11 protein-coding genes are annotated in these 15,424 nt (G+C 60.4%); 8 read left to right on the forward strand and 3 right to left on the reverse strand.

Going from position 1 to position 15,424, the window contains the following annotated elements:
• Positions 1–59 precede the first annotated feature (59 nt).
• Positions 60–725, forward strand: a complete 666-nt coding sequence (locus tag KEHDKFFH_RS05020; protein ID WP_104321094.1) for a hypothetical protein — start codon at positions 60–62, stop codon at positions 723–725.
• On the opposite strand, the gene KEHDKFFH_RS05025 is transcribed toward KEHDKFFH_RS05020, so the two are convergent.
• Positions 709–3,354, reverse strand: a complete 2,646-nt coding sequence (locus KEHDKFFH_RS05025) for a nitrate reductase (protein ID WP_104321093.1) — start codon at positions 3,352–3,354, stop codon at positions 709–711. The two genes, KEHDKFFH_RS05020 and KEHDKFFH_RS05025, sit on opposite strands and share 17 nt — an antisense overlap.
• 501 nt (positions 3,355–3,855) lie before the next feature.
• On the opposite strand from KEHDKFFH_RS05025, the gene KEHDKFFH_RS05030 reads away from it, so the two are divergent.
• The 3 genes from KEHDKFFH_RS05030 to KEHDKFFH_RS05040 all read left to right on the forward strand — a co-directional run bounded on the left by KEHDKFFH_RS05030 (position 3,856) and on the right by KEHDKFFH_RS05040 (position 7,293).
• Complete coding sequence (locus tag KEHDKFFH_RS05030) at positions 3,856–5,238, forward strand: CmpA/NrtA family ABC transporter substrate-binding protein (protein WP_104320899.1); 1,383 nt, start codon at positions 3,856–3,858, stop codon at positions 5,236–5,238.
• 27 nt (positions 5,239–5,265) lie between these two features.
• Positions 5,266–6,273 (forward strand): ABC transporter permease, encoded by a 1,008-nt coding sequence (locus KEHDKFFH_RS05035; protein ID WP_104320900.1) that lies wholly within the window; start codon positions 5,266–5,268, stop codon positions 6,271–6,273.
• A gap of 153 nt (positions 6,274–6,426) precedes the next feature.
• Positions 6,427–7,293 (forward strand): ABC transporter ATP-binding protein, encoded by an 867-nt coding sequence (locus KEHDKFFH_RS05040; protein WP_104320901.1) that lies wholly within the window; start codon positions 6,427–6,429, stop codon positions 7,291–7,293.
• A 10-nt stretch (positions 7,294–7,303) separates the two neighbouring features.
• Here the strand turns inward: KEHDKFFH_RS05040 and KEHDKFFH_RS05045 are convergent, their stop codons facing one another.
• Positions 7,304–8,599: a nitrate- and nitrite sensing domain-containing protein gene (locus KEHDKFFH_RS05045; RefSeq protein WP_104320902.1), complete on the reverse strand. Its 1,296-nt coding sequence runs from the start codon at positions 8,597–8,599 to the stop codon at positions 7,304–7,306.
• Between the two features lie 384 nt (positions 8,600–8,983).
• Between KEHDKFFH_RS05045 and KEHDKFFH_RS05050 the strand changes: the two genes are divergently transcribed.
• The 4 genes from KEHDKFFH_RS05050 (at position 8,984) to KEHDKFFH_RS05065 (ending at position 14,809) form a co-directional block, all read left to right on the forward strand.
• On the forward strand, positions 8,984–10,216 hold the full coding sequence (locus tag KEHDKFFH_RS05050; RefSeq protein ID WP_192875746.1) for an NAD(P)/FAD-dependent oxidoreductase: 1,233 nt from the start codon (positions 8,984–8,986) through the stop codon (positions 10,214–10,216).
• Positions 10,217–10,241: 25 nt separating this feature from the next.
• A complete protein-coding gene (gene nirB / locus KEHDKFFH_RS05055; protein ID WP_104320903.1) occupies positions 10,242–12,749 on the forward strand; it encodes a nitrite reductase large subunit NirB in 2,508 nt (835 codons plus the stop codon).
• 225 nt (positions 12,750–12,974) lie between these two features.
• Positions 12,975–13,343 carry a nitrite reductase small subunit NirD gene (nirD, locus tag KEHDKFFH_RS05060; RefSeq protein ID WP_104320904.1) on the forward strand — a complete coding sequence of 123 codons (369 nt, stop codon included), beginning with the start codon at positions 12,975–12,977 and terminating at the stop codon, positions 13,341–13,343.
• Positions 13,344–13,441: 98 nt separating this feature from the next.
• The gene (locus KEHDKFFH_RS05065; RefSeq protein ID WP_104320905.1) at positions 13,442–14,809 is read left to right on the forward strand and encodes a WS/DGAT/MGAT family O-acyltransferase; all 1,368 of its coding nucleotides are present in this window, start codon (positions 13,442–13,444) and stop codon (positions 14,807–14,809) included.
• A 10-nt stretch (positions 14,810–14,819) separates the two neighbouring features.
• On the opposite strand, the gene KEHDKFFH_RS05070 is transcribed toward KEHDKFFH_RS05065, so the two are convergent.
• On the reverse strand, positions 14,820–15,227 hold the full coding sequence (locus tag KEHDKFFH_RS05070; protein WP_104320906.1) for an NINE protein: 408 nt from the start codon (positions 15,225–15,227) through the stop codon (positions 14,820–14,822).
• Positions 15,228–15,424 lie beyond the last annotated feature (197 nt).

A 15,424-nucleotide genomic window follows, 5' to 3' on the forward strand; every position in this document is an offset into this window, starting at 1 on the left:
ACCCAAGTTTGCAGAAAACGCCCTTACCAACCCAGACCGCCATCAGCCTCGGCGAGCTCATGTGCGCCGTCACCCGGCACTGGCTCTGGCAACCGGCGGAGCAGTGGGTCCGGGAACGCAATCCGGGCAGCGTCCTGCATTGCCGGGTTGGGTCCGGCCAGGCCACCTATCACCGTTACGATTCTCGAGACCGGCAACACCTGATCACCTACGGTGCCCGCATGATTGCCGCCAAGCACCAGCCGGAGACGGCGAGCGGCTGGCTGTCGGGCCGGGAGATCCGGAAACGGGGTTACTTCGGTGGGGAACTGAGCACCCTGAATTTGCTCGCACACACCTGCTGCCACGAGTTTGCCCATCTCCTGCAGCAAAGTGCCGGCCAGCGATATCGCGGATCCGTGCACAACCGCCATTTCTACACCATTCTGGATGAGTTGCACGAGAGCGGGACCGCGCAAGCGACCCGTAAGGCCCTGGCAGATGAGGCGAGGGAACAGGGTCTGGCGCTACCGGATACGCCCTTCGAGCCTGTGGACACAAGGCAACAGATGGCCCACTGGCAGGTGGGCGATACCGTGCGTTTTGGTGCCGGCCGGCGGGAACTGCACGGGCAGATTATCCGGGTTAATCGAAAGACCTGCACCGTAGACGGTATCGGGCACTCGAAAGGGGTGCGTTATAGGGTTCCGGTGCAGATGCTAAGCCCGCTTAAACCGACTCGGTAGCGGCAACCAGGAGGCTCCGTATCTCCGGCACACAGGACCCACAGTTAGTGCCGCACTTGAGCTCACGACCGAGGGCATCGACGCTGTTGGCACCCCGCCCAATCGCCTGCTGAATCTGTCGGTCCCCAACCTGGAAGCAGCTGCAAACCAGGTTGCCGGCATCATCCCCATCGACGGCCTTTGCCGCCAGCAGGCCGCGCCGGCTCGCCTCGTCGAGCTCTGGCTGACTAAAGCAGCTGACCAGCCAGTCCACGGATGGCAGTGCAGCCGGGTCACGATCCACCATGAGTACCGCCTCCAATTGACCATTGCGCAACCGCGCCGCCCGGAAGCGGCCTTCGCGGACGTCTTCCATCACCAGCTGCGGCTGGCCGCCGAGCCAGTCTGGCACAGCACTTTTCCAATCCATGTTGCACTGCCCCGCAACGATCCAGCTATCGCAATCGGGCAGAACCTGTTGGGCCCAGTAGTCTGCCTTCCAGCGTTTCGGACGATCCCGTCGCACCAGCAAACGTCCATACCAACGGGCAGGCCAGTGGGTGAGGGTAGCACGACCTTGCTTGGCCTCCGGTTGCCCGGATATCGGGTCCACCAGGCTGTCAGTAAGCGCTGTAGCCAGACCCTGCCCGGTGAACTGATCGTTCCAGTGGATCGGCACAAACACCTCACCACGCCGCTGCTCCGGCGCACTGCGCACCCGGCCGACAAAGTGCCCATGGGCACTCTTCAGTGTTGCCAATGCCCCCGGGGTGAGGGAAAGCGCCCGAATATCCTCGGGATGCACCTCAATGAACGGCTCGGGGCGATGGGCCAGCAACCGGCTGGACCGGGCTGTCCGGGTCATGGTGTGCCACTGGTCCCGGATACGGCCCGTATTCACGATCAACGGAAACGCTTCATTCGGATTCCTGGCCGGTAATCGAGAGGCAATCGGTATCAGGCGGGCGCGCCCGTTGGCGGTCGCAAAGCGACCGTCAGTGAACAGTCGCCTGGAATCAGACGCCGCCGCGGTAACCGGCCATTGGACAGGCTCAAGCAACTCGTATTGTTCATTGCTCAACTCCGCAAGCCCGGAAATATCAAAGAAACGCTGACCGGCGTTCTCGAACCCCGACAACCGGGCATGTTCCCGGAAAATGTCCGCGGGCCTTTCATAGTCAAAGCCCGCCTGGTGTCCCAGGGCGCGGGCCACCGCACTGACGATCCACCAGTCGGGCCTGGCCTCTCCGGGCAACGGCAGAAAGCGCCGCTGACGGGAAATGCAGCGTTCGGAATTGGTAACCGTGCCGTCTTTCTCACCCCAACCCGCCGCCGGCAACAGGATGTCTGCATGGCGGGCGGTGTCTGTGTCCCTGACGCAATCAGACACAATGACAGTCGGACACAGGTCCAGGGCCCGCCGGATACGATGGGTCTCCGGCAAACTGACCGCAGGGTTGGTGGCCATGATCCACAACACCTTGATATCACCCCGCTCAACCGCATCGAACAGGTCGACGGCTTTCATGCCCGGTCCATCTGGGACCGCCTCGGTCTCCCAGAACCGGGCCACGCGGTCCCGGGCACCCGGGCTGTCGTAATCCATATGAGCGGCAAGGGTGTTGGCCAGCCCTCCCACTTCCCGGCCACCCATGGCATTGGGTTGGCCGGTCAGGGAAAGGGGGCTGGCGCCGGGCTTGCCCACCCGGCCTGTGGCCAGATGGCAGTTGATAATGGCGTTGCCCTTGTCGGTGCCGGCCGAAGACTGATTGATGCCCTGGGAGAACGCCGTCACCGTGCGCTGCTCTTCTGCGAACCATCGGTAAAAGGTAATGACATCTTCTAACGGCAGCTCACAGATCCTGGACACCGCTTCGGGAGAGGGTGCCGCGGATCTGGCAGCGCTGAGACTGTCGTCAAAACCTTCACAATGATCAGCCAGGTAACCATGGTCAACAGTCTGCTGGTCGGCCAGCCAGACCAGTAAGCCATTGAACAGCACCGTATCGGTCCCGGGACGGATGGCCAGATGCAGATCCGCCAGATCGCTGGTGGCGGTTTTACGGGGATCAATCACCACCACACGACGACCGGGTCGCGCCGAAGCCTGCATTCTCTGATAGAGCACCGGATGCGCCCAGGCGGCATTGCTGCCCGCCAGCACCAACAGGTTGGCCAGTTCCAGGTCTTCATAACAGCCAGGAACCAGATCCCCGCCAAAGGCCCTTTTATGGGCAGCGACGGCGGACGACATGCACAGGCGGGAATTGGTATCCACGTTGGGTGTGCGGATAAACCCCTTGGCCAGTTTGTTGGCCACGTAATAATCTTCCGTCAATAACTGACCGGAGAGATAGAAGGCCACAGACCCGGGCCCATGAAGCGCCACTGATTCACGAATCCGTCGGGCCACTTCCGCCACTGCCTGCGGCCAGGCACTTTCACGACCGTGAACAACAGGCCGCAACAGTCGTCCATCAGGAGTCAGCGTTTCGTGTAAGGCAGAGCCCTTCACGCAAAGGCGCCCCAGATTCGCCGGATGTGTCTCATCCCCGCGGGTCGCAGATGGCGTTGCGCTCAATCCACAACCCACACCGCAATACGGGCAGGTGGTTTGAACCGTCGCCGGTTTTTTGTTGGTACCGGTCACAGCACCTCCTCGGGTTTCATAAAAAAAGCCCGCCAATCCGGATGCCTTGGAGGCGCATCAGGGGCGGGCTTCTTTGCCAATGGAATCAGGTTGTCTTGAACAGTCGCATAACCGGTTGCAATAACAGGGCCATTCCGATCGAGGGCGGCTCCGGGCTCTTCCAGACACCGACTATGGCGGCTCTCGAGGATTTCAGCCCCGCATCAATGCGCCAAGGCTCCGGGCCAACCATCAAATCCGGTATCAAAGTGGTGCAAACCTGCCCTACCACGCACTAAAACCAGACGAATACCCGCTCACCATACCTGCCGCCTTCTCGAAGAACTCTCCTAACTCGTTGTTTTATCGAGACCAGCCGATATGGCACGGCCCGTGCAAGACGCCAAGCAGAGACGCGCGTTACGACTCAACAGAAAACTGATCCCCAGGCACAGACGCCTGCTTTCCGGCAACGGAGAGCGGGCGTTTTTGCGTTTGGGCCAAACAGAATGAGGTATATCCATGTACACGCTCACACGAAGAACCGCCCGCTGGCTGACTCAAATTCTGCTAACAGCCACCTTCTGGACAGTCAGCACGGGGGCTCAGGCGGAAATTGGTCCGGCCGAGAAGCCGGACCTCAAGCTCGGCTTTATCAAGCTGACCGATATGGCGCCCCTGGCGATTGCCTGGGAACAGGGCTTCTTTATGGACGAAGGCCTGTTTGTGGAACTGGAAGCACAGGCGAACTGGAAGGTGCTACTGGACCGGGTGATTACCGGGGAGCTGGATGGCGCCCACATGCTCGCCGGCCAGCCCCTCGGCGCCTCCATTGGCTACGGCACCCGGGCCGATATCATCACGGCCTTCAGCATGGACCTGAACGGTAACGGTATAACGGTTTCCAATGATGTCTGGGACACCATGAGCCAGCATATCCCCGATAATGCCGACGGCAAGCCCGAGCACCCGATCAGCGCCAGTGCACTTCTGCCCGTGGTGGAAGCGGCCCGGGATCGGGGCGAACGGTTCCGAATGGGCATGGTGTTTCCCGTGTCCACCCATAACTATGAGCTTCGCTACTGGCTGGCAGCCGGCGGACTGAACCCCGGCTACTACGCCCCCCAGCGCGGCGACACCAGCGGCACCCTGGAAGCCGACGTGCACCTGTCGGTGACGCCACCGCCGCAGATGCCGGCCACCATGGAGGCGGGCACCATCCAGGGCTACTGCGTGGGTGAGCCCTGGAACCAGCAGGCAGTGTTCATGGGCATCGGCGTTCCGGTGATTACTGACTATGAGATCTGGCCGAATAACCCGGAAAAGGTCTTCGGCGTGACCCGTCAGTGGGCTGAGGACTACCCGAACACCCATTTGCGCCTGCTTCGCGCCATGATTCGCGCCGCCCACTGGCTCGATGAGAACAACAATGCCAACCGGGACGAGGCCGTGAAAATCCTGGCCCGGCCCAGCTATGTGGGTGCCGATGAGGCGGTGATTGCCAACTCCATGACCGGTACCTTCGAGTATGAAAAAGGCGACGTTCGCGAAGTCCCGGATTTCAATGTCTTCTTCCGGTATCACGCCACCTACCCGTATCCGTCCGATGCCATCTGGTATCTCACCCAGATGCGCCGCTGGGGCCAGATACCCGAGGCCAAGCCGGACGACTGGTATATGGAAACCGCAGCCCGGGTTTACCGGGCCGACATCTACCAGCAGGCAGCTCGTTCACTGATTGCCGACGGCACGCTGAAGGCCTCGGATTTTCCGGACTTCGATGCCGAGAACTTTCAGCGCCCGCAACAGGGCGAGCTGATTGACGGTATCGCCTTCACCCCCCGAACACCCAACGCCTATATCGACGGTTTCGACATCGGCCTGAAAGGTACGCAAACCCCGTAACCGGGTTTGCAAGGAGGTTTGATAACCATGACTACGATTACTTCGGCCAAAAACACCTCCCAGCCGCCGCGCTGGCTGGGCCAGAGATTCAGGTCCCTCGGTGAGTCGCTGACACCCGGCCAGCTCGCCGCCACCGGGCGCCAGATGTTGCTGCCACTGATAGGTATTCTGGTATTTGTCGGTTTCTGGCATCTGGCTGCACCGCAGGTGGATACCTCACTGGGCAGCTTCCCGGGCCCGGCACAGGTCTTGGAACAATCGGGGCAACTCTGGCAGGAGCACGTCAACCAACGTGAGCGGGCCGACAAGTTCATTGCCATGCAGGAAGAGCGGAACGCCCGGATTCTGGCGGACAACCCTGAGGCTGAGGTCAGGATCCGGGATTACCCCGGTGCCCCCACTTTTCCCGACCAGATCCTGACCAGTCTGGTTACTGTCCTGGCCGGATTCATCGTGGCGACCGCCATCGCCGTGCCCCTGGGCATCGTGGTGGGCCTGAACCGGCATTTCCAGGCGGCGGTCAACCCGCTGATCCAGGTGTTCAAGCCGGTGTCACCGCTGGCCTGGTTGCCGCTGGTGACCATGGTGGTCTCAGCAACCTATGTGAGCGATGACCCGATGTTCGAGAAGTCGTTCCTGACCTCCATGATCACGGTCACCCTGTGCAGTCTCTGGCCCACGTTGATCAATACCAGTGTCGGTGTGGCCGCGGTCAATCCGGATCTGCTGAATGTCTCCCGGGTGCTGCGGCTGTCGTTCTGGACCCATGTCCGCAAGGTGGTTCTGCCTTCTTCGGTGCCGATGATTTTCACCGGCCTTCGGGTGTCGCTGGGCATTGCCTGGATGGTGCTGATCGCGGCCGAGATGCTGGCCCAGAGCCCGGGGTTGGGCAAGTTCGTCTGGGATGAATTCCAGAACGGCAGCAGCCAGTCCCTGAGCAGGATCATGGTGGCGGTTCTGGCTATCGGGTTTATCGGGTTTGTGCTGGATCGGGTGATGCTTTTGATTCAGCGCCGGGTTGCCTGGAACGAATGAGCCCTGGTTTGGAGTATGCCGCACCGGGCAGGGGATGCCTCCCGGGACACGCGGTGAATACATCCATGTACGCTCCGCAAAAACATCCATGTTTTTGAGGGTCCCGGGAGGCATCCCCTGCCCGGAGCTCCGCATGATTGAGAGGTGACTTCCATGAGTAAAACACATTTGGAACTGACTGGTGTCGAGATGGCGTTTGATACGCCGAAGGGGCCATTTGTGGCCCTGGACAACATTAATCTGAAGATACAGAAGGGCGAGTTTGTTTCCCTGATTGGCCACTCCGGCTGTGGCAAGTCCACCGTCCTGAACATTGTGGCTGGCCTGCTTCAGGCCACCAAGGGTGGCTGTGTGCTGGATGGCCATGAGGTGAATTCGCCGGGGCCAGAGCGTGCGGTGGTGTTTCAGAACCATGCGCTGATGCCCTGGCTGACGGTGTACGAAAATGTCGAGCTGGCAGTGCAGCAGGTGTTTCGAAAATCGATGGGCAAGCAGGAGCGGCGCGACTGGATTCATCACAATCTGGAACTGGTGAATATGGCCCATGCGGCGGACAAACGGCCAGGTGAGGTATCGGGTGGTATGGCCCAGCGGGTGGGGATTGCCCGTGCCCTGGCCATGAAACCCAGTGTTCTTCTGATGGACGAGCCGTTTGGCGCACTGGATGCACTGACGCGGGCCCACCTGCAGGACTCACTGATGGAGATTCAGCAGGAGTTGAATAACACCGTCATCATGATCACCCACGATGTGGACGAGGCGGTGTTGCTGTCAGACCGGATCATCATGATGACCAACGGGCCCGAGGCCACCGTGGGTGAGGATCTCTACATTGATCTGCCCCGGCCCCGCAACCGGGTGACTCTGGCGGACAACCCGGAGTACGTGCGTTACCGGCAGGAGGTCTTGCGCTTCCTGTACGAGAAACAGCGCAAGCTGGAACACATCTCGCCACGCCGTTCGGGAAAGCCGGAAGCCTCCGAGGGTGAGCAACCGAAGGCCCGGGCCGCCAGGGCGTGATACGTTTCGGTTACTTCAGGACATCCGCCATGGATACCAGGGCCCGGGCGACCTCGGGCAACTTCCGGCCCTGGTCCATGGCCAGTTTCCTTAATACCCGGTGAGCCTCGTCGTTGCTGATCCTGCGATGTTCCATCAGCAGCAGCACGGCTTTTTCCTGGGTTTTGCGGTCTTCCAGAGCTTCCCTGGCACTCTGCAGTTCATCGGTCATCTGTTGCAGGCGCCGGGTCTGCTCCTGGACCAGATCGAAGATGGAGCGGCCAAACTGCTGACCAATACCATCGCTGGCCCAGGACTCACCGGCCTGTTGTTCGTTTCCGGAATCGCACAGCACCAACATGGGTTGAGAAGCCGGTTCCTGGGCATCCAGGGAAGTAATCAGGGTTTCCTGGTGGGCCAGCGAGTTTCTGGCATCGGCAAAACGCTCGGTGCAACGGGCATGAAAACAGCCCTCCACGGAATCCTCTATCTTTTTGAGCTCATCCATCCGCTCAGACATGAGCCTGAACCATTCATCGGCCAGGGCCGGGTCCAGGTCTTTATAACGACCAATGGCTGTGCCCCGCTGGCGGAGGTTTTCAACTTCGGACTCACGGGGGTTTTCGCGCAGTTTTTCCCACAGGTCCAGGGAACCCTCATCGGCAAAGCTGTTAAACACCTCAAAACAGCGCTCCTGCGCCTCAATCAGGTGCGCCATGCGCTCTGACAGTGCACGATCAAACCGGCCACTGGAAAACCCCGCCGAACCGACAGCCCGCTCCTGTCCACAGAATTCTTTGCCGTTCATCAGGTGCACCATGGCCACCAGAAGCCCCGCTATGGTGGGGTCAACCGCGGTATCTGCGGCCTCAAACACCACCGCAATCAGGTTGTGGATCAGGGTACTGTAATCCTCGGTGGCAGAGGCTGCGGTTACTTTCCGGGCCACCACACACCGTCGCAGTTCCGGCAGACCCTCAAGGCCGTGAAGGGCGCTCGCAAGCTGGTTAAGCAGGCGGCTACTGACAGGATGCGCCGTGAGTTCCTGGTGAATCTCGGCAAGGGCCTGCTCGAACTCCGAACGGAGCCGATCCGACGTCGCAACCAGGTGTTTTCGCTCCTGGGCAAACTTTTCGCCGGAAGAACCAAGAAACACGTTAGACGCACCCCGCTCGCACTGCAGTGCATGTACCAGATTGCTGATGCACTGGACCAGTTTGCCCATCTGCAAGAAGTACTGGAGGTTCATCAACTCGCAGCTTTTCGAGGCAATCAGGTAGTCGCCCGCGGATGGCGATTTATAGGCGGCGGCACGTTTGGTGTTCATAACAGACTCCGGAGGCAGACAGCCTCTAATGCGACAATCACGGTCAGATCAGTCACTCGCGTAACCAACCTCTTGCCAGTGCGCAGCAATTACCGCGCCACCGCATCTGGCCCAAAACCGTGCAATCCGCCCCGTCGCAGGGCAGTTTTCAAGTGTTCGTACAGGTGATAGCAACCCTGAAAAACGCTAACCGTATGATTTTTAAAGGTTCGAAGAACTGGCACGAAGATCGCTTTGCAATTGGTAAGGACGAATGTCCCGGCCAAGGATCAGGCCGGACCATCAGATCATTGTTGTTGGCATTGGCGCCGGACCATCGATTTCCCCTTGGGAATAGATGCTCCGGCTTTTTTTGTTTGGTCGGAAAGTACGGGTTCGAGCGAAATGACAGGAAACACTGAATCGACACTGGTGATCTGCGGGCACGGCATGGTTTCGCAACGCCTGCTGGAAGCTCTCTGCCGTGGGCGAGTCAGACCGTTTACCCGCATCATCGTGTTCAACGGTGAAGGTTCCGCTGCCTACAACCGGATACAACTCTCGCTGCTGCTCGCCGGTGAAACAAATGAAGCTTCGCTGGCCTTGCAGCAGGACCAGTGGTTTCGGAACAACGGCATTGAAGTCTGCAACGGAGAACCGGTAGTCACCATCAATCGGGAAGATCAGACGGTGACCACCGGATCCGGTCGGGTGCAACCCTATACCCATCTGGTGCTGGCCACCGGATCTCGGCCTGCAAAACCGGGGCTACCGGGCGCAGACCTTCCGGGTGTCATGACCTTCCGGGACCTGGAAGACACCAGGACCCTGATTGAGTCTGCTGGCCGCCATCGGCGAGCGGTGGTCGTCGGCGGAGGCTTTCTTGGCCTGGAAGCCGCTGAAGGTCTCCGCCAGCGTGGTATGGCCGTCACCCTGCTGCACCGCAGCGGCCATCTTCTGAACCGTCAGTTGGACAGAATCGGGGGTCAGCTCCTGCAACAGCACATGGAAGAGCGGGGCGTAAATATTCGCACCGGAACCGCTCCCAAAGCTCTGCTCGGGCGATCAACGGTCCGGGCCGTCCAGCTGGATGACGAAACTCTCGTCAGCACGGATCTGGTGCTATTCGCCACCGGTATCACGCCTGCTACCGAGCTTGCCCGGACTGCCGGTCTGGAGTGCGATCGCGGCATTCTGGTGGACGGGCAGCTACGCACCAGCGATCCGGCAGTCTCTGCGCTGGGTGAGTGTTGTCAGCTGGGAAACGCCACCTTCGGACTGGTGGAGCCCGGATACCAGCAGGCCGAGGTGCTTGCAGGCGTGCTCAACGGAAACACTCCAGACGCCGAGTATCGGCCGGTGGATACACCAACCCGCCTGAAGATCAGCGGGGTTCCGATTTTCTCCTGCGGACAGATCAGCCCCGACGGGGACACCGAATCCGTGGTCTGGCAGGACCACGAACAGAACCACTATTGCCGGCTGCTGATCCGGAATCAGCGGCTGACCGGCGCCGTACTGCTGGGCGACACCCGGGACGGCCCCTGGTACAGCCAGCGAATTCAGCAGCAGGACGATATTTCCCGCTACCGGGACTTCATTGCATTCGGCAAGAACTACTGCGAGGCGGCGGCATGAGCCGCTCTGGAAAGAGGACAGACCCATGAGCAAGAAAACCCTGATAGTCGTCGGCAACGGCATGGTCGGCCATCACTTCCTGGAACAATTCTGCGCCAGCCCGGCCGCTGCCGATTTCGAGATCATCGTGTTCGGCGAGGAAAAACAGCTGGCCTATGACCGGGTTCACCTGTCCGAGTATTTCGGCGGCTCCAGCCATGCCGATCTCGCCATGGGCACGCTGGAGTGGTACACCGAGCAGGGCATTCAACTGCACCTGAACGAACAGGTAACCGGCATCAACCGGGAACATCGCACCCTGGAAACGCCCCGTGGCGGCTACCGGTACGACGAACTGGTGTTGGCCACCGGCTCCTATCCGTTTGTGCCCCCCATCAAGGGCAATGACCGCCCGCACTGCCTGGTTTACCGGACCCTCGATGACCTTGATACCATTCGCGCCAGCTCGGAAGGTGCCCGCACAGGCGTGGTGGTAGGCGGCGGCCTGCTGGGTCTTGAAGCTGCCAATGCGCTCAAGAGCCTGGGACTGGAAGCCCACGTGGTGGAATTTGCGCCCCGGCTGATGCCGGTTCAGCTGGATGCCGATGGCGGCGCCCTGCTGCGCCACAAGATTGAGGAGCTGGGCGTTCAGGTACACACCGAGAAGGCGACCACAGCGATCACCGAGGGCGAGGATGCCCGTCTGCGCATGAATTTCAGCGACGAATCCTTCCTCGAGACAGACCTGATCGTCTTCTCCGCAGGCATTCGGCCCCAGGACGCCCTGGCCCGGGCCAGTGGACTGGAGATCGGCGAGCGCGGCGGCATCGTGATCGACAACCATTGCACCACTTCGGACCCCCATGTGCACGCCATTGGCGAGTGCGCGCTCTGGGAACAGAAGATTTTCGGCCTGGTGGCCCCCGGCTACACCATGGCCCGCACTTTGTCTTCCGCCCTGAACGGCGATCGAGACACTGCTTTCACCGGAGCCGACATGAGCACCAAGCTCAAATTGCTGGGCGTAGACGTGGGTTCCATCGGCGACGCCCATGCCCAGACCCCGGGCGCCCGCAACATTCGCTTCAACGATGAGCAGGCCGGCCACTATCGGCGCATGGTGATCAGCGAGGATGGCAAGACCCTGCTGGGCGCCATTCTGGTGGGCGACAACAGCCACTACGACACTCTGCTGCAATACGCCCTCAATGGCATCACCCTGCCGGAGAATCCGGAAACCCTGATCCTTCCGGAGAGCCAGGGCGGCGCGCCGGCCCTGGGCCCCGATGCCCTGCCGGAAACCGCTTCGATCTGTTCCTGCCACAACGTGACCAAGGGCGATATCTGCCGCGCCATTGATGCCGGCTGCTCGGACCTTGGCAGCGTCAAGTCCGAAACCAAGGCCAGCACCGGCTGTGGCGGCTGCACCGCCCTGCTCAAGAACGTAGTGGACAGCGAGCTGGAAAAACGCGGCGTGGAGGTCAGCAAAGATCTCTGCGAGCACTTCCCGTACAGTCGCCAGGAGTTGTTCCACCTGGTGAAGGTGAACGGCATCCGCACCTTCCGCACCCTGATCAGCCAGCATGGCAAGGGCCACGGCTGCGACATCTGCAAACCGGCGGTGGCGTCGATCCTCGCCATCTGCTGGAACGAGCACATCCTGGCCACCGACCACGTGCCTCTTCAGGACACCAACGACACCTTCATGGCCAACATGCAGAAGAACGGCACCTACTCGATTGTGCCGCGCATTCCCGGCGGCGAGATCACCCCGGACAAGCTGATCGTGCTGGGCGAGGTGGCCAAGGAGTACGACCTGTACACCAAGATCACCGGCGGCCAGCGCGTGGACCTGTTCGGTGCCACCCTGAGCCAGTTGCCGGAGATCTGGGAAAAACTGATTGCCGCCGGGTTCGAGACTGGCCACGCCTACGGCAAGTCATTGCGTACCGTGAAGTCCTGCGTTGGCAATACCTGGTGTCGCTACGGTGTCCAGGACAGCGTGGACATGGCGATCCGCCTGGAGGACCGTTACAAGGGTCTGCGGGCGCCCCACAAGGTGAAGATGGCAGTCTCCGGCTGTACCCGCGAATGCGCCGAAGCCCAGAGCAAGGACTTTGGCGTGATCGCCACGGAGAACGGCTGGAACCTGTATGTCTGCGGCAACGGCGGCATGCGGCCCCGGCACGCCGATCTGTTTGCCACGGACCTGTCTGACGAGGAGCTGATCCGCACCATTGACCGGGTGGTGATGTTCTATGTGCGCACCGCCGACCGGCTGCAGCGGACCAGTGTCTGGATGGAGAGCCTGGAGGGCGGTCTGGAGTACCTGAAGGAGGTGGTGCTGGAAGACAGTCTCGGGATTGGTGCGGAGCTGGAGGAGCACATGGAGGGGATTGTTGGAACCTACCAGTGCGAGTGGAAGACGGCTGTCGAGGATCCGGAGAAGCGGAAGCGCTTCCGGGAGTTTGTTAATGCGCCTTCGCAGGCAGATCCGGTTCAGGAGTGGACGGTTGAGCGGGGGCAGCGTCGGCCTGTTTTGGAGTCTGCTTAGACTGGGTGTTGAGGGGCGGAGCGTGGGGGTAGGTATCTTTCCCCTCGGGAAAAAGAACTCGCTGCGCTCAGACAGCTTTTTCCTGTCGGGGAAAGATACCTACCCCCGCGCTCACCGGGCCAACAGTTAACGCCTGGGTGCAACAGACCAGAATTTTTTAAGTCGAATCGGCGTGAAAAGCTAAAAACGATTCGATTGATTGCAATAGCGACATTGGAGGAACACATGAAACCACGCACTCGTTGGGAAGCCGTCTGTACCGTTGACGATTTGGTGCCCGAATCCGGCATCGCGGTCTGGACCGAGGACGGGCCGGTGGCGGTGTTTTATCTGCCGCATCGGCTGCCGGCGTTGTTTGCCATCAGCCACAGTGACCCGTTCAGCGGCGCCAATGTGCTGGCCCGGGGGATTACCGGGGATTTGAAAGGTGAGCCGGTGGTGGCATCGCCCTTATACAAACAACATTTCAGTCTGCGTACCGGTGTCTGTCTGGAGGACGACACCGTGCGGGTCAAAACCTATCCGGTGTTGCTGGATGGCAACCAGATCCGTCTGGAAGTCCGGGCCAATCAGCGGGAATCAATCGCTGCCTGAACAATGGCCTGTCTGGATGGCTGCAACTTCACGGGAGTCGACTCAGGTGATACTAATCTGCGCTACTATTGTCACAATATCGACAACAAGGACGCCCCGTGAAACCTCTCAGCCCTACGGATCAGCTTTTTCTCTGGCTGGAAAAGCGGCAGCAGCCCATGCACGTGGGCGGTCTTCAGCTGTTTTCTTTTCCCGACGACGCACCGGATGATTACGTCGCCCAGCTGGCCGACCGGCTCAGGCAGTACACGAAGGTAACCCCGCCGTTTAATCAGCGCCTGGATTACCGTTTCGGCCAACCGGTCTGGGTGGAAGACGAGCACCTGGATCTGGAGCACCACTTCCGATTCGAAGCACTGCCGACACCGGGGCGGGTCAGGGAACTGTTGTCGTTTGTTTCGGCAGAACATTCCCATCTGATGGACCGTGAGCGTCCGCTGTGGGAATTTCATCTAATTGAGGGGCTGGGGGAGCGGCAGTTTGCGGTGTACATCAAGGTGCACCATGCCCTGGTGGACGGCGTATCGGCCATGCGGATGGTCACTCAGATGCTGTGCCAGGATACCGGCGAGCGGGACATGCCGCCGATCTGGGCCATGCCGCCCCGCCCATCCCGTGAGAAGGATGATGGCGGCCCGTCCCTGTGGCGAAGTGTCGGCCATCTGCTGGGTGAATCCGGCAAACAACTGGGCACCGTACCCACCGTGGCCCGGGAACTGCTGCGAACCATCAACGACGCCCGCAAGGACCCGGCCTACTCCTCCATTTTCCACGCGCCCCGCAGCATCCTGAACCAGAAGATCACCGGCTCCCGACGCTTCGCCGCGCAGTCCTACTGCCTGAGCCGGATAAAGGGTGTGTGCAAGGCCTATGGAACCACGGTCAATGATGTGGTGATGGCCATGTGCGCCAGCGCGCTGCGCAGCTACCTGATGAACCAGGACGCCCTGCCGGAAAAGCCACTGATTGCCATGGTGCCGGTGTCCCTGCGCAAGGACAACAGCTCCGGCGGCAATCAGGTCGGCGTTATCCTCGCTTCGTTACACACCGATGTCACCAGTCCAGTGACCCGGCTGATGCAGATCCATGAGGATGTGAAAGCCGCCAAGGACCGCTACGCCCACATGTCTGCGGAAGAAATCATCAACTACACCGCCCTGACTCTGGCGCCGGCAGCGTTCAATCTGCTCACCGGCATGGCACCAAAATGGCAGACCTTCAACGTGGTGATTTCGAACGTCCCCGGACCGCGAGAGACTTGCTACTGGAACGGTGCCACGATGGACGGCATGTACCCGGTCTCCATCGCCATGGACCGCCTGGCCCTGAACATGACCCTGACCAGCTACGGCGACCAGGTGGAATTCGGCCTCATCGGCTGCCGCCGCACGCTACCCAGCCTGCAGCGGATGCTCGACTATCTGGAAAAGGCCCTGGTCGAACTGGAAACCGCCGCCGGCCTCTAGCCAGATCAGATCAACCGAACCGGCGCTCCTCGTTCCGGATGGAAATCTGGTTGTTCAGGGTCCAGAAGTCATACAGCACGCCAATCAGGAACAGACCGCCGGTGAACAGGTAGATGATCCCGGTAATCCACTTGCCCATGTACATGCGATGAATTCCGAACACCCCCAGGAAGGTCAGCAGGATCCAGCTTATGTTGTAGCTGACCTCACCTTCCCGGAACCGCAGGTCCGCTTCCCGGTCCATGGCCGGGATCAGGAACAGGTCGATGATCCAGCCGATGAACAGCAGCCCGAGGGTAAAAAACCAGATGGTGCCGGTAACGGGTTTGCCGTAGTAAAACCGGTGCGAACCCAGGAATCCGAAGATCCAGAGCAGGTAGCCGATCAGTTTGCTGTGGGTGTTTGGCCTTTGGGTCATGTTCGTTTTCATCCTTTTGGGTTGGTGTCCGGTTTCAATTATGGCCCTAGCCGGGTTGATTTGGGGGCTGGCCGGGGGGAAGGAATATTTTCCCTCGGGAAAAACAACTCGCTTCGCTCAGACATCTTTTTCCTGTCGGGAAAATATTCCTTCCCCCCGTCCGTCCAAACATTGTGGCATAGGAGACGAAAAGCAAA

Origin of the sequence: Marinobacter maroccanus, assembly GCF_002933275.1 — a bacterium.
In the GTDB taxonomy this organism is placed as follows: Bacteria; Pseudomonadota; Gammaproteobacteria; order Pseudomonadales; family Oleiphilaceae; genus Marinobacter; species Marinobacter maroccanus.